General features: G+C 59.2%; 16 protein-coding genes. All 16 read left to right on the top strand.

Annotation, left to right across the window (positions count from 1 at the left end; all coding sequences use genetic code 11):
• The first annotated feature begins 151 nt into the window (after positions 1 to 151).
• The 16 genes from tsf to ORL50_RS03710 all read left to right on the top strand — a co-directional run bounded on the left by tsf (position 152) and on the right by ORL50_RS03710 (position 18544).
• On the top strand, positions 152 to 1015 hold the full coding sequence (tsf, locus tag ORL50_RS03785) for a translation elongation factor Ts (RefSeq protein ID WP_028622556.1): 864 nt from the start codon (positions 152 to 154) through the stop codon (positions 1013 to 1015).
• Between the two features lie 210 nt (positions 1016 to 1225).
• Positions 1226 to 1969: a UMP kinase gene (pyrH, locus tag ORL50_RS03780; RefSeq protein ID WP_003189161.1), complete on the top strand. Its 744-nt coding sequence runs from the start codon at positions 1226 to 1228 to the stop codon at positions 1967 to 1969.
• The gene (gene frr / locus ORL50_RS03775; protein WP_007949335.1) at positions 1966 to 2523 is read left to right on the top strand and encodes a ribosome recycling factor; all 558 of its coding nucleotides are present in this window, start codon (positions 1966 to 1968) and stop codon (positions 2521 to 2523) included. The genes pyrH and frr overlap by 4 nt, the downstream gene beginning before the upstream one ends.
• A gap of 13 nt (positions 2524 to 2536) precedes the next feature.
• The gene (gene uppS / locus ORL50_RS03770) at positions 2537 to 3292 is read left to right on the top strand and encodes a polyprenyl diphosphate synthase (RefSeq protein WP_266009910.1); all 756 of its coding nucleotides are present in this window, start codon (positions 2537 to 2539) and stop codon (positions 3290 to 3292) included.
• Entirely contained in the window at positions 3292 to 4098 is an 807-nt protein-coding gene (locus ORL50_RS03765) for a phosphatidate cytidylyltransferase (protein WP_266009908.1), read from the top strand. Before uppS ends, ORL50_RS03765 begins: the two co-directional genes overlap by 1 nt.
• A complete protein-coding gene (gene ispC, locus ORL50_RS03760) occupies positions 4095 to 5285 on the top strand; it encodes a 1-deoxy-D-xylulose-5-phosphate reductoisomerase (protein WP_266009906.1) in 1191 nt (396 codons plus the stop codon). Before ORL50_RS03765 ends, ispC begins: the two co-directional genes overlap by 4 nt.
• Before the next feature lie 56 nt (positions 5286 to 5341).
• The gene (gene rseP, locus ORL50_RS03755; protein WP_266009904.1) at positions 5342 to 6694 is read left to right on the top strand and encodes a sigma E protease regulator RseP; all 1353 of its coding nucleotides are present in this window, start codon (positions 5342 to 5344) and stop codon (positions 6692 to 6694) included.
• Between the two features lie 74 nt (positions 6695 to 6768).
• Positions 6769 to 9144, top strand: coding sequence for an outer membrane protein assembly factor BamA (gene bamA, locus ORL50_RS03750; RefSeq protein WP_266009902.1), 2376 nt, complete (start codon positions 6769 to 6771; stop codon positions 9142 to 9144).
• Positions 9145 to 9189: 45 nt separating this feature from the next.
• Positions 9190 to 9693 carry an OmpH/Skp family outer membrane protein gene (locus ORL50_RS03745; RefSeq protein ID WP_010462812.1) on the top strand — a complete coding sequence of 168 codons (504 nt, stop codon included), beginning with the start codon at positions 9190 to 9192 and terminating at the stop codon, positions 9691 to 9693.
• Between the two features lie 3 nt (positions 9694 to 9696).
• Positions 9697 to 10752, top strand: coding sequence for a UDP-3-O-(3-hydroxymyristoyl)glucosamine N-acyltransferase (gene lpxD, locus ORL50_RS03740; protein ID WP_266009898.1), 1056 nt, complete (start codon positions 9697 to 9699; stop codon positions 10750 to 10752).
• 109 nt (positions 10753 to 10861) lie between these two features.
• Positions 10862 to 11302 (top strand): 3-hydroxyacyl-ACP dehydratase FabZ, encoded by a 441-nt coding sequence (gene fabZ, locus ORL50_RS03735; RefSeq protein WP_007907157.1) that lies wholly within the window; start codon positions 10862 to 10864, stop codon positions 11300 to 11302.
• Positions 11299 to 12075, top strand: coding sequence for an acyl-ACP--UDP-N-acetylglucosamine O-acyltransferase (lpxA, locus tag ORL50_RS03730; RefSeq protein ID WP_266009897.1), 777 nt, complete (start codon positions 11299 to 11301; stop codon positions 12073 to 12075). Before fabZ ends, lpxA begins: the two co-directional genes overlap by 4 nt.
• Positions 12076 to 12077: 2 nt before the next feature.
• On the top strand, positions 12078 to 13208 hold the full coding sequence (lpxB, locus tag ORL50_RS03725; protein WP_266009896.1) for a lipid-A-disaccharide synthase: 1131 nt from the start codon (positions 12078 to 12080) through the stop codon (positions 13206 to 13208).
• 11 nt (positions 13209 to 13219) lie between these two features.
• Complete coding sequence (rnhB, locus tag ORL50_RS03720; RefSeq protein WP_045060138.1) at positions 13220 to 13846, top strand: ribonuclease HII; 627 nt, start codon at positions 13220 to 13222, stop codon at positions 13844 to 13846.
• 75 nt (positions 13847 to 13921) lie between these two features.
• Complete coding sequence (dnaE, locus tag ORL50_RS03715; RefSeq protein WP_266009895.1) at positions 13922 to 17443, top strand: DNA polymerase III subunit alpha; 3522 nt, start codon at positions 13922 to 13924, stop codon at positions 17441 to 17443.
• Between the two features lie 153 nt (positions 17444 to 17596).
• Entirely contained in the window at positions 17597 to 18544 is a 948-nt protein-coding gene (locus ORL50_RS03710; RefSeq protein WP_010462799.1) for an acetyl-CoA carboxylase carboxyltransferase subunit alpha, read from the top strand.
• Positions 18545 to 18606: the final 62 nt, after the last annotated feature.

The following is an 18606-nucleotide window of genomic DNA, read 5'->3' as shown; positions in this document are numbered from 1 at the left end:
TTGGCCCCCTTTTTGCCACCTCGAAAACCATTTGTGTGCAGCGCAGTTGCAACCTTGTAACGTGCAGCCGCTATCAAAGAAGCTTCGGGAAGAATTGAACGCCCGTTTGATCGGGTGGAATGGTTGAAAACCTATCCAAGAGGATTTTGAAATGGCAGAGATTACTGCAGCGTTGGTCAAAGAACTGCGCGAGCGTACCGGCGAAGGCATGATGGATTGCAAAAAGGCCTTGACCAAGGCCGGCGGCGACATCGAAAAAGCCATTGATGACATGCGTGCTTCGGGCGCCATCAAGGCTGCCAAGAAAGCAGGCAACGTAGCTGCTGAAGGCGCTATCGCTCTGAAGGAAGACGGTAAATCCGCCGTTCTGCTGGAAGTGAACTCGCAGACCGACTTCCTGGCTCTGCAGGACGACTTCAAGGCATTCGTTGCCAGCAGCGTTGAAAAAGCGTTCGCTGACAAACTGACTGACGTCGCTCCGCTGATCGAAGCTCAAGAAGCTGATCGCCTGGTACTGGTCGGCAAGGTTGGCGAAAACGTCAACATCCGTCGCCTGGCTCGCGTTGAAGGTGATGTTGTTGGTGGCTACCTGCACGGCAACAAAATCGGTGTTGCAGTTGTTCTGAAGGGCGGCGACGTTGAGCTGGCCAAAGACATCGCGATGCACGTAGCAGCGACCAACCCTGAATTCCTGCTGCCATCGGAAGTTTCCGCTGAAGCGGTAGAGCGTGAGAAGGGCGTGTTCCTGACCCTGAACGCTGACAAGATCGCCGGCAAGCCGGAAAACATTGTTGAAAACATGGTCAAAGGCCGTATCAGCAAGTTCCTGGCTGAAGCGAGCCTGGTTGAGCAGGCGTTCGTCAAGAACCCTGAAATCAAGGTTGGCGAACTGGCCAAGAAAGCCGGTGCTGAAATCGTTTCCTTCACCTACTTCAAAGTAGGCGAAGGCATCGAGAAGCCGGTCGACAACTTCGCTGAAGAAGTTGCTGCCCAGCTGGCTGCCGCCAAGCAATAAGACAGTTCTCAACTGTCGCCCAGAAGAGGCTGCCCGCTTACGCGCGCAGCCTCTTTTCAGATGGGCTGCCAAATTTTTATTTGGTTTCCCTTTGGAACTGGCTTACAAAGCCATGTTCCGATGGCGCTGAAGCAGCGCCAAGCTAGAGTGAACGCCAGCTGTAAACAGCTCGCAAAGAATTTTTAAAATACGCCGCAGGAGAGATTCGCAATGGCTCAGCAGGGCAGTGGTTATCAGGCTCGCTATAAACGCATTCTACTCAAGCTTAGCGGCGAGGCCCTGATGGGCTCGGAAGAGTTCGGGATCGACCCGAAAGTTCTGGATCGCATGGCACTGGAAGTCGGCCAACTGGTTGGCATCGGTGTCCAGGTCGGTCTGGTGATCGGCGGTGGCAACCTGTTCCGCGGTGCAGCGCTGAGCGCAGCCGGCATGGATCGGGTGACTGGCGACCACATGGGCATGCTGGCCACTGTGATGAACGCCTTGGCCATGCGCGACGCGCTGGAACGTGCCAATATCTCGGCCATCGTAATGTCGGCCATTTCCATGGTAGGCGTGACTGATCATTACGATCGTCGCAAGGCCATGCGCCACCTGAATTCCAAGGAAGTGGTGATTTTCGCAGCCGGTACCGGTAATCCGTTCTTTACCACGGATTCCGCAGCCTGCCTGCGTGCAATCGAAATCGATGCCGATGTCGTGCTCAAGGCGACCAAGGTCGATGGCGTCTACACTGCCGACCCATTCAAAGACCCGCATGCCGAGAAGTTCGATCATCTGACTTACGATGAAGTGCTGGATCGCAAGCTGGGTGTGATGGATCTGACGGCCATTTGCCTGTGCCGCGACCACAAGATGCCATTGCGCGTCTTTAACATGAACAAACCCGGCGCCCTGCTGAATATCGTGCATGGCGGCGCTGAAGGGACCCTGATCGAGGAAGGCCAACAATGATCAACGAAATCAAGAAAGACGCTCAAGAGCGCATGCAGAAATCCCTGGACTCCCTGAACCATGCATTTGGTCAGATCCGTACCGGCAAGGCTCACCCAAGCATTCTGGGTAGCGTGATGGTGCCGTACTACGGCACGGACACCTCCATCACCCAAGTGGCCAACATCACGGTAAAAGACTCCCGTACCCTGCAGGTCGTGGCGTTTGAGCGCAACATGCTCGCGGCAGTCGACAAGGCCATCCAGAGTGCTGGCCTGAACCTCAACCCGACCAACCTGGGCGAGTTGCTGCTGATTTCCATGCCGGCCCTGACCGAAGAGACCCGCAAGGGCTTCACCAAGCAGGCGCGCAGTGCTGCTGAAGACGCTCGTGTTGCCGTGCGCAACATTCGTCGCGATGCACTGGGCGACCTGAAGAAGCTGGTGAAGGACAAGGAAATCAGCGAAGACGAAGAGCGTCGTGCGGCAGCCGATATCCAGAAGCTCACCGACAAGGCAGAGGCGGATATCGACGCGGCGACCAAGCAGAAAGAAGCGGACCTGATGGCCGTATAAGGGTCACGTTTTCATGGAAAAGACTAAGCAGACTGCACCCTTCGCGGTGCCGCGCCATGTCGCGATTATCATGGATGGTAACAACCGCTGGGCGAAAAAACGCTTTTTGCCCGGTGTCGCCGGTCATAAAGCGGGCGTAGATGCGGTGCGCGCGGTGATTGAAGTGTGCGCCGAGGCCGGGGTCGAGGTATTGACCCTGTTCGCGTTCTCCAGTGAAAACTGGCAGCGCCCGGCCGATGAGGTCAGTGCGTTGATGGAATTGTTCTTCAAGGCGCTGCGTCGCGAGGCCAAGCGCCTGAACGACAACAACATCAGTTTGCGCATCATCGGCGATCGTTCGCGCTTCCACCCCGAGCTTCAGGCCGCCATGCGCGAGGCTGAAGCCATGACGGTGGGCGCCAATCGCCTGGTCCTGCAGATCGCCGCCAATTACGGCGGCCAGTGGGACATCGCGCAGGCCGCGCAACGCCTGGCTCGTGAAGTCCAGGCCGGGCACCTGCGCCCGGAGGACATCACGCCAGAGCTGCTGCAGACCTGTCTGTCGACGGGCGACCTGCCGTTGCCGGACCTGTGCATCCGCACCGGTGGCGAGCACCGCATCAGCAACTTCCTGCTGTGGCAACTGGCTTACGCCGAGTTGTACTTCTCCGACCTGTTCTGGCCGGACTTCAAACACGACGCCATGCGCAAAGCGCTGGCCGATTACGCTTCGCGCCAGCGCCGCTTCGGTAAAACGAGCGAGCAGGTCGAAGCTGGAGCCCGGGCTTAATGCTTAAACAACGAATCATCACTGCACTGATCCTGCTGCCGATAGCCCTGTGCGGCTTTTTCCTGCTGGAGGGCTCCGGCTTTGCGCTGTTCATTGGCCTGGTCGTGACCTTGGGCGCATGGGAATGGGCTCGCCTGGCGGGCTTTACCGCCCAGCCAGTGCGCGTCGGCTATGCGCTGGCGGTAGCGGTGATGCTGTTTTTCATGCATATCTTGCCCGGGCTTGCGCCTTGGGTGTTGGGCGCGGCAGTACTGTGGTGGGGCGTTGCGACCTATCTGGTGCTGACGTATCCACGTTCAAGCGGCCATTGGTCGAGTGCTGCCTGCAAGCTGGTGATCGGTCTGCTGGTGCTGCTTCCAGCCTGGCAAGGCCTGATCCTGATCAAGCAGGAGCCCCTGGGTAACTGGCTGATCATGGCGGTGATGGTGCTGGTCTGGGGCGCGGACATCGGGGCTTACTTCTCCGGGCGAGCCTTCGGCAAGCGCAAGCTGGCGCCGCAGGTCAGTCCCGGCAAGAGTTGGGAAGGGGTGTATGGCGGCCTGGCATTGGCGCTGGTCATTACGTTTGTCGTCGGGCTGGTTCGCGACTGGACGGTGGCAGAGTTGCTCAAGGGCTTGATCGGTGCGGCAGTGATCGTGTTCATCTCGGTCGTGGGCGACCTCACCGAGAGCATGTTCAAGCGTCAGTCCGGCATCAAGGACAGCAGCAACCTGCTGCCTGGTCACGGCGGAGTGCTGGATCGCATCGATAGCCTGACCGCGGCGATTCCGGTCTTTGCGGTGTTGTTGTGGATGGCGGCACCGTGAGTCGTCCACAGCAGATTACCGTGCTGGGGGCTACGGGCTCGATTGGCCTGAGCACCCTCGATGTCATCGCCCGGCATCCCGAGCGCTTCCAGGTGTTCGCCCTCAGCGGGTTCACCCGCCTGAGCGAACTACTGGCCCTGTGTGTACGCCATGCGCCACGTTTTGCCGTGGTGCCTGAAGTCGACGCCGGTCGACGCCTGCAGGATCAGTTGCGTTCTGCGGGCCTGTCGACCCAGGTGCTGGTCGGTGAGGCGGGCTTGTGCCAGGTTGCCGCTGATCCCGAAGTGGATGCCGTCATGGCGGCCATCGTCGGCGCTGCGGGCTTGCGTCCGACCCTGGCGGCGGTCGAGGCCGGCAAAAAGATCCTGTTGGCCAACAAGGAAGCGCTGGTCATGTCCGGCGCCTTGTTCATGCAGGCGGTGCGCAAGAGCGGCTCGGTATTGTTGCCGATCGACAGTGAGCACAATGCGATTTTCCAGTGCATGCCGCGGGATTTCGCCCGGGGCCTGGGCTCCGTCGGGGTGCGTCGTATCCTGCTCACGGCTTCGGGTGGTCCGTTTCGCCAGACGCCCATGGCTGAGCTCGTGCACGTCACTCCAGAGCAGGCCTGTGCCCATCCGAACTGGTCCATGGGGCGCAAGATTTCGGTCGATTCGGCCAGCATGATGAACAAGGGGCTTGAGTTGATCGAAGCCTGCTGGCTGTTCGATGCCAAGCCGTCCCAAGTCGAGGTGGTGATCCACTCGCAAAGTGTCATACATTCCCTGGTTGATTACATTGACGGGTCGGTGCTGGCGCAGTTGGGTAACCCCGATATGCGCACACCGATCGCCAATGCGCTGGCCTGGCCGGAACGTATCGACTCGGGCGTGGCGCCCCTGGACCTGTTCGCGATCGCGCGCCTGGATTTCCAGGCGCCTGATGAAGAGCGATTCCCATGCCTGCGCCTGGCGCGGCAGGCGGCCGAGGCTGGCAACAGTGCTCCGGCCATGCTCAATGCAGCAAATGAAGTGGCGGTAGCCGCGTTTCTCGACGGGCGGGTTCGTTATCTGGAAATCGCGAGTATCATCGAGGAAGTGTTGAATCTTGAACCGGTGGTCGCGGTGGATGATCTCGATGCCGTATTTACGGCAGATGCCAAGGCTCGCGAACTGGCCGGGCAATGGTTGAGTCGCCACGGGCGGTAGCACGTGTTGCAATACGCAAGCCCATGCAGCACTGGAAAGTATTGCGGAGAGAGTAGATGAGCGCGCTTTACATGATTGTCGGCACCCTGATTGCGTTGGGCGTGCTGGTCACCTTCCACGAGTTCGGCCATTTCTGGGTCGCGCGTCGCTGTGGGGTTAAAGTGCTGCGTTTCTCCGTAGGCTTTGGCATGCCGTTGCTGCGTTGGCACGACAAGCAAGGCACCGAGTTTGTGGTCGCCGCCATCCCATTGGGCGGCTACGTGAAGATGCTGGACGAGCGCGAAGGCGAAGTGCCGGTGGATCAGCTCGATCAGTCATTCAATCGCAAGTCCGTGCGCCAGCGTATCGCTATCGTCTCTGCGGGCCCTATCGCCAACTTCCTTCTGGCAATGTTTTTCTTCTGGGTGCTGGCCATGCTGGGCAGCGACCAGGTACGCCCGGTCATCGGTGGAGTCGAGCCTGCCAGTATTGCGGCCAAGGCCGGGCTGACGGCGGGGCAGGAAATTGTTGCAATAGATGGCGAGCCGACTTCCGGCTGGGGTGCGGTGAATCTGCAGCTCGTGCGTCGTTTGGGCGAAACCGGAGCGTTGCAGCTGGTTGTGCGAGATCAGGGTTCCACCACCGATACCACGCGTGAACTGGTGCTGGACGAGTGGCTCAAGGGCGCAGACGAGCCCGATCCGATCCGTTCCCTGGGCATTCGCCCATGGCGCCCGGCGCTGCCGCCGGTATTGGCTGAACTCGATCCGAAGGGACCGGCCCAGGCTGCCGGGCTGAAAACCGGCGACCGCCTGCTGGCCCTTGATGGCAAGTCCCTCGATGACTGGCAGCAGGTGGTGGATACGGTTCGCCTGCGTCCGGACAGCAAAATCGTGCTGCGAGTCGAGCGTGATGGCGCGCAAATAGACGTTCCGGTGACCCTCGCTGCTCGCGGCGAGAGCAAGGCACCCAACGGCTACCTGGGGGCGGGGGTTAAAGCTGTCGATTGGCCACCAGAGATGATTCGCGAGATCAGTTACGGTCCGGTGGCGGCAATCGGGGAGGGGGCTCGACGCACCTGGACCATGAGCATTCTGACCCTCGATTCGCTGAAGAAAATGTTGTTCGGCGAGCTATCGGTAAAAAACTTGAGTGGACCGATAACCATTGCTAAAGTGGCGGGCGCTTCTGCCCAGTCGGGCGTCGCTGATTTCCTGAATTTCCTTGCTTATCTGAGTATTAGCTTGGGTGTTCTGAATTTGTTGCCCATTCCAGTACTGGATGGGGGGCATTTGTTGTTTTATCTGATCGAGTGGGTGCGTGGTCGCCCCTTGTCGGATCGGGTGCAGGGTTGGGGGATACAGATCGGTATCAGTTTGGTGGTCGGGGTGATGTTGCTTGCTCTGGTCAATGATTTGGGCCGTCTGTAACACTTCGCTGAATTGCGAATCTGCCGCATTTTGCGGCAGTTTGTTTATTGCCAGTTGGAATAAGAAAGGACTTCATGAAACGTCTGCTGCTAACTGCGGTTCTCACCGTATTGATGATCGCCGAAGTTCACGCCGAGTCCTTCACTATCTCTGATATTCGCGTCAATGGCCTCCAGCGGGTCTCCGCGGGTAGTGTCTTTGGTGCCTTGCCGTTGAACGTCGGCGAGCAGGCTGACGATCGTCGCCTGGTTGAATCCACTCGTGCGTTGTTCAAAACTGGTTTCTTTCAAGATATCCAGCTGGGCCGCGATGGCAACGTCCTGGTCATCACGGTAGTCGAGCGTCCTTCGGTCGCCAGTATCGAAATCGAAGGTAACAAGGCGATTTCCACTGAAGACCTGATGAAGGGCCTTAAACAGTCCGGTCTGGCCGAAGGTGAAATCTTCCAGCGCGCCACCCTCGAAGGTGTTCGTAACGAGCTGCAGCGCCAATATGTCGCCCAGGGGCGCTACTCCGCAACCGTCGACACCGAAGTGGTGTCGCAGCCGCGCAACCGCGTCGCGCTGAAGGTCAACATCAACGAAGGCACCGTTGCCGCTATCCAGCACATCAACGTGGTGGGTAATACCGTCTTCCCTGATGAAGACCTGATCGACCTGTTCGAACTCAAGACCACCAACTGGTTGTCGTTCTTCAAGAACGATGACAAGTACGCCCGTGAAAAACTCTCCGGTGACCTGGAGCGTCTGCGTTCCTACTACCTGGACCGCGGCTACATCAACATGGACATCGCTTCGACCCAGGTGTCGATCACCCCGGACAAGAAGCACGTCTACATCACTGTCAACGTCAACGAAGGCGAGAAGTACACCGTTCGTGACGTCAAGCTGAGCGGCGACCTGAAAGTTCCTGAAGACCAGGTCAAGTCCCTGCTGCTGGTGCAGAAAGGCCAGGTGTTCTCGCGCAAGCTGATGACCACCACGTCCGAACTGATCACCCGCCGCCTGGGTAACGAAGGCTACACCTTCGCCAACGTCAACGGCGTGCCTCAGCCGCATGATGACGACCACACTGTCGACATCACTTTTGCCGTAGATCCGGGCAAGCGTGCCTACGTCAACCGCATCAACTTCCGTGGCAACACCAAGTCTGAAGACGAAGTGCTGCGCCGTGAGATGCGCCAGATGGAAGGTGGCTGGGCTTCGACCTACCTGATCGACCAGTCCAAGACCCGTCTTGAACGCCTGGGCTTCTTCAAGGAAGTCAACGTTGAAACCCCGGCCGTACCGGGCGTCGACGACCAGGTAGACGTGAACTACAGCGTGGAAGAGCAGGCCTCCGGTTCCATCACCGCCAGCGTCGGTTTTGCCCAGAGTGCCGGTCTGATCCTGGGTGGTTCGATTACCCAGAACAACTTCCTGGGTACCGGTAATAAGGTCAGCATCGGCCTGACCCGCAGTGAATACCAGAGCCGCTATAACTTCGGTTATGTCGACCCGTACTGGACTGCTGATGGCGTGAGCCTGGGTTACAACGCTTTCTATCGCACCACCGACTATGACGATCTCGAAACCGATATCGCCAGCTATGCGGTAGACAGCCTGGGTGCCGGCGTGAGCGTGGGTTACCCGATCAGCGAGACTTCGCGTCTGACCTTCGGCCTGACCGCGCAGCAGGACACCATCAAGACCGGTGTCTACACCGTTGATGAAATCTTCGACTTCGTGAACAAGGAAGGCGACAAATACCTGAACTTCAAGGCGTCTGCCGGCTGGTCCGAATCGACCCTGAACAAGGGCGTGCTGGCTACCCGTGGTCGTTCCCAGAGCCTGACCCTGGAAACCACTACGCCGGGCAGCGACCTGTCGTTCTTCAAGCTCGATTACCGCGGCCAGTTGTTCCAGCCGCTGAGCGAAAACTACACCATGCGCCTGCACACCGAATTGGGTTATGGCGACGGTTACGGTTCGACCGATGGCTTGCCATTCTATGAAAACTACTATGCTGGTGGTTTCAACTCGGTTCGTGGCTTCAAGGACAGCACCTTGGGTCCTCGCAGTACGCCAAGTCGTGGCAACAACCCGGGCACCGCGGAAGATCCGGACCAGGATCCACTGCCGTTCGGTGGTAACGTCCTGATCCAGGGCGGTGTGGAGCTGCTGTTTCCACTGCCGTTCGTCAAGGATCAACGTTCCCTGCGTACTTCGGTCTTCTGGGACGTGGGTAACGTGTTCGACTCGAAGTGCAAGGACACCACCAATGCTGACGGCTCTGAGTCCCGCACCAAGTGCAACGACATCAGCCTGAGCAACATGGCCAGTTCCGTCGGTGTCGGTGTGACCTGGGTCACAGCACTGGGTCCGTTGAGCTTCGCCCTGGCAATGCCAGTGAAGAAACCGGATGACGCTGAGACTCAAGTGTTCCAATTCTCCCTCGGCCAGACGTTCTAAGCGTCTGACCCAAGATAACGACAATGGATTTTGTAGGAGTGCATCGTGCGTAAGTTGACTCAATTGGTTCTCCTGGCGACCGTACTGGTAGCAGGCCCGGCTTTTGCCGACATGAAAATCGCCGTCCTGAACTATCAGATGGCCCTGCTGGAATCCGACGCGGCCAAGAAATACGCCGTGGATGCCGAGAAGAAATTCGGCCCTCAGCTGTCCAAGCTCAAGACACTGGAAAGCAGTGCCAAGGGTATCCAGGACCGCCTGATGGCTGGCGGCGACAAGATGCAGCAAGGCGAGCGCGAGCGTCTGGAGCTTGAATTCAAGCAAAAGGCCCGTGATTTCCAGTTCCAGTCCAAGGAGCTGAACGAAGCCAAAGCCGTTGCCGACCGTGAAATGCTCAAGCAGCTGAAGCCAAAGCTGGACAGCGCTGTGGAAGAAGTCATCAAGAAAGGTGCTTTTGACCTGGTCTTCGAGCGTGGCGCAGTGATTGATGTCAAACCTCAGTACGACATCACTCGCCAGGTTATCGAGCGCATGAATCAGCTGAAGTAATCCATGACAGCGACTATGAAGCTCGGCCAATTGGCCGAGTTCCTCGGCGCCACACTGCGTGGCGACCCGGAGAAAGAAATTACTGGGCTAGCCACTTTGCAAGAGGCTGGCCCAGCTCAGTTGAGCTTTCTGGCAAATCCTCAATATCGCAAGTACCTGGCGGATTGCCGGGCTGCCGCGTTGCTGCTGAAAACCGCTGACGCTGATGGCTTCGCCGGTAACGTGCTGGTAGTGCCGGATCCATACCTGGCCTACGCGCGGATTTCGCATCTGTTCGATCCCAAGCCGAAGGCGCCTGCCGGCATTCATCCGACAGCCGTGATTGCGGCCGATGCGGTGGTCGATCCAGCAGCGAGCATTGGTGCATTTGCAGTTATCGAGAGTGCGGCGCGTATTGCCGCTGGCGTGACTGTTGGCGCACATTGCTTCATTGGCGCGCGTTGCGAGATTGGCGAAGGTGGCTGGTTGGCTCCGCGAGTGACGCTGTACCACGACGTTCGCATCGGCAAACGGGTGGTGATCCAGTCGGGTGCAGTGCTGGGTGGCGAAGGTTTCGGTTTCGCCAACGAGAAAGGCGTGTGGCAGAAAATCGCCCAGATCGGCGGTGTGCTGGTGGGCGACGACGTGGAGATCGGGGTCAATACCGCGATCGACCGTGGTGCGTTGGCCGATACCGTGCTGGGCAATGGCGTGAAGCTCGACAATCAGATTCAGATCGCCCACAACGTCCAGGTGGGTGATCACACCGCCATGGCGGCGTGCGTGGGGATCTCCGGCAGCACCAAGATCGGTAAGCATTGCATGCTCGCCGGTGGCGTGGGGCTGGTGGGGCATATCGAAATTTGCGACAACGTTTTCATCACCGGGATGACCATGGTGACCCATTCGATTACCGAAAAGGGTGCCTATTCTTCCGGTACGGCGATGCAGCCGGCAGCCGAGTGGCGCAAAAGCGCGGCGCGCATCCGTCAGCTCGATGACATCGCGCGGCGTCTGCGCCAGCTGGAAAAGCGTGCAGGGGAAGTGACCCCTGACGGTAATGCTTCATCAGATGGCTGATACCATTTCCATATCAAGTGTGCACAGCCGCTAGACTGCCTCCTTGATTTGCTAGAGGGGTGCGCTTTCAGTCGCGCGCTCCCAATCTTTACATAGGCTTCCCCCCGAAATGATGGACATCAACGAGATTCGCGAATACCTGCCTCACCGTTACCCGTTCCTGCTGGTGGACCGGGTCGTGGATCTGGATGTGGAAGGCAAGCGCATTCGCGCCTACAAGAATGTCAGCATCAACGAACCGTTCTTCAATGGTCACTTCCCGGCGCATCCAATCATGCCCGGCGTACTGATCATCGAAGCCATGGCTCAGGCTGCCGGGATCCTTGGTTTCAAAATGCTTGACGTGAAACCGGCCGACGGCACCCTCTATTACTTCGTCGGCTCGGACAAACTGCGTTTCCGCCAGCCTGTGCTGCCGGGCGACCAGTTGATCCTCGAAGCCAAGTTCCTGAGCTGCAAGCGCCAGATCTGGAAGTTCGAGTGCCAGGCTTCGGTTGACGGCAAGCCAGTGTGCTCCGCTGAAATCATCTGCGCGGAACGCAAACTATGAGTTTGATTGACCCTCGCGCAATCATCGATCCGACGGCCGTACTGGCCGACGACGTCGAGGTCGGCCCTTGGTCGATCGTCGGCGCTGGTGTGGAAATCGGCGAGGGGACAGTGATCGGGCCGCATGTAATTCTCAAGGGCCCGACCCGTATTGGTAAACACAATCGCATCTACCAGTTTTCTTCGGTAGGCGAGGACACGCCGGACCTGAAATACAAGGGCGAAGAAACTCGCCTGGTGATCGGCGACCACAACGTCATTCGCGAAGGGGTGACGATTCACCGTGGGACTGTCCAGGATCGGTCGGAAACGACCCTGGGTGATCACAACCTGATCATGGCCTACGCCCACATCGGTCACGACAGCGTCATCGGCAATCACTGCATCCTGGTCAACAACACCGCGCTGGCCGGGCACGTGCACGTCGAAGACTGGGCGATCCTGTCCGGTTTTACCCTGGTGCACCAGTATTGCCACATCGGCGCCCACAGCTTTTCCGGCATGGGTACCGCCATCGGCAAGGATGTTCCAGCGTACGTCACGGTGTTCGGTAACCCCGCCGAAGCCCGCAGCATGAACTTCGAAGGCATGCGCCGGCGTGGTTTCAGCGAAGACGCCATTCACGCCCTGCGTCGCGCCTACAAGGTCGTGTACCGCCAGGGCCTGACCGTCGAGCAGGCGCTGACCGAACTCGGCGAGGCCTCGGCGCAGTTCCCCGAAGTCGCGGTGTTCCGTGACTCGATCCAGTCCTCGACCCGCGGCATTACCCGTTAATCATGGCTAATTTGCGTATTGCGCTGGTAGCGGGTGAGGCTTCCGGTGACATCCTGGGCGCGGGTCTGATGCGCGCGCTCAAGGTTCAACATCCGGCAGTCGAGTTCATTGGCGTCGGCGGGCCGTTGATGGAGGCCGAAGGTCTCGTCTCGTATTTCCCCATGGAGCGCCTGTCGGTCATGGGCCTGGTGGAAGTGCTGGGCCGGTTGCGTGAGCTGCTCGGCCGGCGCAAGAAACTGGTTGCCGACCTGATCGCGGAAAAACCGAACGTGTTCATCGGTATCGATGCTCCGGATTTCAACCTCAATATCGAACTCAGGTTGCGTCAGGCCGGGATCAAGACCGTGCATTACGTCAGCCCGTCGGTCTGGGCCTGGCGCCAGAAGCGCGTGCTGAAGATTCGCGAAGGCTGTGACCTGATGCTCACGCTCTTCCCGTTCGAAGCCAAATTCTATGAAGAGAAGGGCGTGCCGGTGCGCTTTGTCGGGCATTCCCTGGCCGACGCAATCCCGCTTGAAGCCGATCGCGCCGCCGCGCGGGCCGAGCTCGGCCTGCCGGACGGACCTCTGGTGGCGTTGATGCCGGGTAGTCGAGGCGGTGAGGTCGGGCGTCTCGGCGAGTTGTTCCTCGATACCGCCCAGCGCCTGCGCGCCATGCGCCCGGGCGTGCGCTTTGTCATGCCGTGCGCCAGCCCGCAGCGGCGGGCCCAACTGGAGGCGATGTTGGCCGGGCGTGACCTGCCGCTGACTCTGCTCGATGGCAAATCCCATCTCGCCCTGGCCGCTTGCAACGCGGTGTTGATTGCGTCCGGAACAGCTACGCTGGAAGCACTGTTGTACAAACGGCCGATGGTGGTCGCCTATCGCTTGGCGCCGCTGACGTTCTGGATTCTCAAGCGCATGGTCAAAAGCCCCTATGTGTCCCTGCCGAACCTGTTGGCCCAGCGTCTGCTGGTGCCCGAGTTGCTGCAGGATGATGCGACGGTCGAGGCCCTGGCCCAGACCCTGTCCCCCTTGATCGAAGGCGGTGAAGAGCAGACCCGTGGTTTCGACGAAATTCACCGCACCTTGCGTCTGGACGCTTCCAACCAGGCGGCAGACGCCGTGCTGAAATTGATTGGCCAAGTACAATGAGCAAGACAAGCATGCAGATGGGACTGGATTTCACCTTGGTCGCAGAAGTCGAAGAACTGGTTGCCGGAGTCGATGAAGTCGGTCGCGGTCCACTCTGCGGTGCCGTAGTGACTGCTGCGGTAATCCTCGATCCGAATCGTCCGATCCTCGGCCTCAACGACTCGAAGAAACTCACCGAGGCGCGGCGGGAAAAGCTCTACGACGAAATCTGCGAGAAGGCCCTGAGCTGGTGCATCGCGCGAGCCGAGGTCGAGGAAATCGACGAGCTGAATATTCTTCACGCGACCATGCTGGCCATGCAGCGCGCCATCGAGGGCCTGCACATCCAGCCCAAGCTGGCGATGATCGACGGCAACCGCTGCCCCAAGCTGTCCATGCGCGCCGAAGCGGTGGTGCAGGGTGATGGCAAGGTGCCGGCTATTGCCGCCGCGTCGATTCTGGCCAAGGTCAGTCGCGATCGTGAAATGGCTGCTTTCGAATTGATCTACCCGGGTTACGGCATCGGCGGTCACAAGGGCTATCCGACCCCCGTTCATCTGGAAGCCTTGGCCCGCCTGGGCCCGACGCCGATTCACCGACGCTCGTTCGCCCCGGTACGCCTGGCTTATGAGGCTCGGGAGAGCCTGATCGAGAGTTAGTGCAAGGCTGATGTTTTCGCCAAGGCCCGGTACAATCCGGGCCTTGTTGTTTTCGAGCTCACAGACAGGATCACCATGCCGGCTTCATTCGTTCATCTACGCCTGCACACTGAATATTCCCTGGTCGACGGTCTGGTGCGGATCAAGCCGCTGGTCAAGACCCTGGTCGGCATGAACATGCCCGCCGTGGCGGTCACCGACCAGAACAACATGTGTTCCCTGGTCAAATTCTACAAAGCCTCGATGGGCGCAGGTATCAAGCCGATCTGCGGCGCCGACCTGTGGCTGTCCAACAAGGACCCGGACAACGCCCTGAGCCGGATCAGCCTGCTGGCGATGAACGCGGTCGGCTATCGCAACCTGACTGAGTTGATCTCCCGAGGCTTTATCGATGGTCAGCGGAATGGTTCGATCATCATCGAGCGCGAGTGGGTAGCCGAGGCCAGCGAAGGCCTGATCATGCTGTCGGCGGCCAAGGAGGGGGAAATTGGCCTGGCCATGCTCAGCGGCAATCCGGCGGAAGCGGAAACCCTCGCGCGCGAATGGATGAAGGTGTTTCCGGACCGCTTCTACCTGGAAATCCAGCGCACCAACCGTCCCAACGATGAAGAGCAGCTGCACGGGGCCGTGGCCCTGGCCGAGAAAATCGGCGCGCCGCTGGTGGCGACCAACGATGTACGGTTTATCAAGCAGGAAGATTTCGCTGCCCACGAAACCCGGGTCTGCATCGGTGAAGGCCGGGCTCTCGACGATCCCCGGCGCTCGAAGAACTACAGCGACCAGCAGTACCTCAAAAGTGCCGAGGAAATGGCCGAGCTGTTCAGCGACATTCCCGAAGCGCTGGAAAACACCGTCGAGATCGCCCGGCGCTGCAACATTGAAGTGAAGCTGGGCAAGCACTTCCTGCCCAACTTCCCGATCCCCGATGGCATGACCATCGACGAGTATTTCCGCAAGGTGTCCTTTGACGGCCTGGAAGACCGCCTCACGGTCCTGTTGCCCCGGGACACTACCGAGGACTACGAAGCCAAACGCCAGGTGTATGTCGACCGGCTGAATTTCGAGCTGGATATCATTATCCAGATGGGCTTCCCCGGTTACTTCCTGATCGTTATGGACTTCATCCAGTGGGCCAAGAGCAATGGCGTGCCGGTAGGTCCTGGCCGGGGGTCGGGTGCCGGCTCGCTGGTGGCTTATGTGCAGAAGATCACCGACCTCGACCCACTGGAATACGACCTGCTGTTCGAACGTTTCCTCAACCCGGAACGGGTCTCCATGCCCGACTTCGACGTCGACTTCTGCATGGACGGGCGTGACCGGGTAATTGAGTATGTGGCCGAAAAATACGGACGCAATGCGGTAAGCCAGATCATCACCTTCGGTTCCATGGCGGCCAAGGCTGTGGTCCGCGACGTGGCGCGGGTGCAGGGCAAGTCCTACGGGCTGGCGGATCGCCTGTCGAAGATGATCCCGTTCGAAGTCGGCATGACCCTGGAAAAGGCCTACGAGCAGGAAGAAATCCTGCGCGACTTCATCAAGGTCGATGAAGAGGCCGCAGAAATCTGGGAGATGGCACGCAAGCTCGAAGGCGTGGTGCGTAACGTCGGCAAACACGCCGGCGGTGTGGTTATCGCCCCGACCAAGCTGACGGACTTCTCGCCGATCTACTGCGACGAAGCCGGCGATGGCCTGGTTACCCAGTTCGACAAGGACGACGTCGAGGCCGCTGGCCTGGTGAAGTTCGACTTCCTGGGGCTGCGGACCCTGACGGTTATCGACTGGGCGCTGAAAACGATTAACCGCGACCGGGCCAAGGTCGATGAGCCGCCCCTGGATATCGCCTTCATTCCGCTGGATGACAAGCCGACTTACCAGTTACTGCAAAAAGCCGAGACCACTGCGGTGTTCCAGCTTGAGTCCCGGGGCATGAAGGAGCTGATCAAGAAGCTCAAGCCCGACTGCCTGGAAGATTTGATCGCACTGGTGGCCCTGTTCCGTCCCGGCCCGCTGCAGTCAGGCATGGTTGACGACTTTATCAACCGTAAGCACGGTCGCGCCGAACTGGCGTACCCGCACTCGGACTACCAGTACGAAGGCCTCAAGCCGGTATTGGCACCGACTTACGGCATCATCCTGTATCAGGAACAGGTGATGCAGATTGCCCAGGTCATGGCCGGCTACACCCTCGGTGGTGCGGACATGCTGCGTCGGGCGATGGGTAAGAAAAAGCCCGAGGAAATGGCCAAGCAGCGCGGCGGTTTCATCGAAGGTTGCGCGACCAACAATATTGACGCGGACCTGGCAGGTAACATTTTCGACCTAGTGGAAAAATTCGCCGGTTACGGTTTCAACAAGTCCCACTCCGCAGCGTATGGGCTGGTGTCGTACCAGACCGCCTGGCTGAAAACGCACTACCCGGCGCCGTTCATGGCCGCTGTACTGTCGGCGGATATGCACAACACCGACAAGGTCGTGACCTTGATCGAAGAAATTCGCACCATGAAGCTGCGTCTCGACGCACCGGATGTGAATACTTCGGAGTTCAAGTTCACGGTGAACGACGAAGGTCGGATCATCTATGGCCTTGGCGCGATCAAGGGGGTAGGTGAAGGTCCGGTGGAGGCAATCACCGAGGCGCGCCAGGACGGGCCATTCAAGGACTTGTTCGATTTCTGCGCCCGTGTCGACCTCAAGCGTATCAACAAACGCACCCTGGACGGTTTGATCCGCAGTGGTGCGCTGGATCGCTTGGGCCCCTATTTTCACGATGAGCCGAAAGCCTATCAGGCGAGCATCGACCAGAATCGCGCGGTGTTGCTCAATGCGATGGAAGGGGCGATCAAGGCGGCGGAGCAGACCGCTCGCACCCACGACAGCGGCCACGCCGACCTGTTTGGCGGCTTGTTCGTCGAAGAGGATGCGGACGTCTACGCCAACCACCGCAAGGCCAAGGAGCTGACCCTCAAGGAACGCCTCAAAGGCGAGAAAGATACCCTGGGCCTGTACCTGACCGGGCACCCGATTGACGAGTACGAAGGCGAGATCCGCCGGTTTGCCCGGCAGCGCATCATTGACCTGAAACCGGCACGGGATACCCAGACGGTGGCCGGCATGATCATCGCGCTGCGAGTGATGAAGAATAAAAAGGGCGACAAGATGGGGTTCATCACCCTGGACGACCGCTCCGGACGCATCGAAGCCTCGCTGTTCGCTGACGCGTTCCATTCTGCGCAGTCGCTGTTGCAGACTGACGCGATGGTGGTGGTCGAAGGTGAAGTCAGCAACGATGACTTCTCCGGCGGCTTGCGCCTGCGGGTCAAGCGGGTGATGAGCATGGAAGATGCGCGCACCAATCTGGCCGAAAGCCTGCGCCTGAAGCTGCAGACCAAGGATTTGAAGGGCGATCAGCTACGCTGGCTGGGGGAATTGTTCAAACGCCATCGTGGCGCCTGTCCGATCACCATGGAGTACACGAGCCCTGACGCCAAGGCCCTGCTGCAGTTTGGCGAGACCTGGCGAATCGACCCGGCGGATGCGTTGATTCAAGCCTTGCGTGACCAGTTCGGGCGAGACAACGTCTTCCTCCAATACCGTTGACGGTCAGGGGCCATTATTGCCATCTGGCAGATGGCCCTGATCTCGACCAAACTTTTTAATCTCGACCTGAACGCGCCTCTCCCTTAAGGTAGGGCGCGAATAGACAATCGGCCGACCCAAGCTCACTTGGACGTCGCCCCAAGACGGACGCCTATGAACCCGAATTTTCTAGATTTCGAACAGCCGATCGCCGACCTGCAAGCCAAGATCGAAGAGTTGCGCTTGGTCGGTAACGACAATTCGCTGAATATCGGCGATGAGATCTCCCGCCTTCAGGACAAGAGCAGCACCCTGACCGAGGACATCTTCGGCAAGCTGACCAGCTGGCAGATCGCACGTCTCGCGCGTCATCCGAAACGTCCGTACACCCTCGATTACATCGAGCACATCTTCACCGAGTTCGACGAATTGCACGGTGATCGTCACTTCTCCGACGACGCGGCCATCGTGGGCGGCATTGCCCGCCTGGATGACCAGCCGGTGATGATCATCGGTCACCAGAAAGGCCGTGAAGTGCGCGAGAAGGTTCGCCGTAACTTCGGCATGCCGCGCCCTGAAGGCTACCGCAAGGCGTGCCGCCTGATGGAAATGGCCGAACGCTTCAAGATGCCGATCCTGACGTTCATCGATACTCCAGGTGCATACCCGGGTATTGACGCTGAAGAGCGTAACCAGAGCGAAGCGATCGCCTGGAACCTGCGAGTCATGGCGCGCCTGAAAACCCCAATCATCGCCACCGTGATCGGTGAAGGTGGTTCTGGTGGTGCGCTGGCGATTGGCGTATGCGATCAGCTGAACATGCTGCAGTACTCGACCTACGCGGTGATTTCGCCAGAAGGCTGCGCCTCGATTCTGTGGAAAACCGCAGAAAAGGCTCCAGATGCTGCTGAAGCCATGGGCATCACTGCCGAGCGCCTTAAAGGCCTGGGTATCGTCGACAAGGTGATCGGCGAGCCGTTGGGCGGCGCTCACCGCGATCCAGCCGCGGCGGCCGCGTCCATCCGTGCTGAGCTGAGTTCGCAACTCGCGATGCTGAAGAAATTCGACAACGAAGCGCTGCTGGCCCGTCGTTACGAGCGCCTGATGAGCTACGGTCTCTGATTCGACGCCGATTCGGCAGATGATGGAAACCCCTGTAGGAGCGAGCCTGCTCGCGATAGCGG

It is taken from the genome of Pseudomonas sp. RIT-562 (assembly GCF_026241895.1).
GTDB classification, from domain to species: domain Bacteria; phylum Pseudomonadota; class Gammaproteobacteria; order Pseudomonadales; family Pseudomonadaceae; genus Aquipseudomonas; species Aquipseudomonas mandelii_F.
Note: the sequence above shows the minus strand (reverse complement) of the source record. Positions and strands in the feature narration are given on the sequence as shown.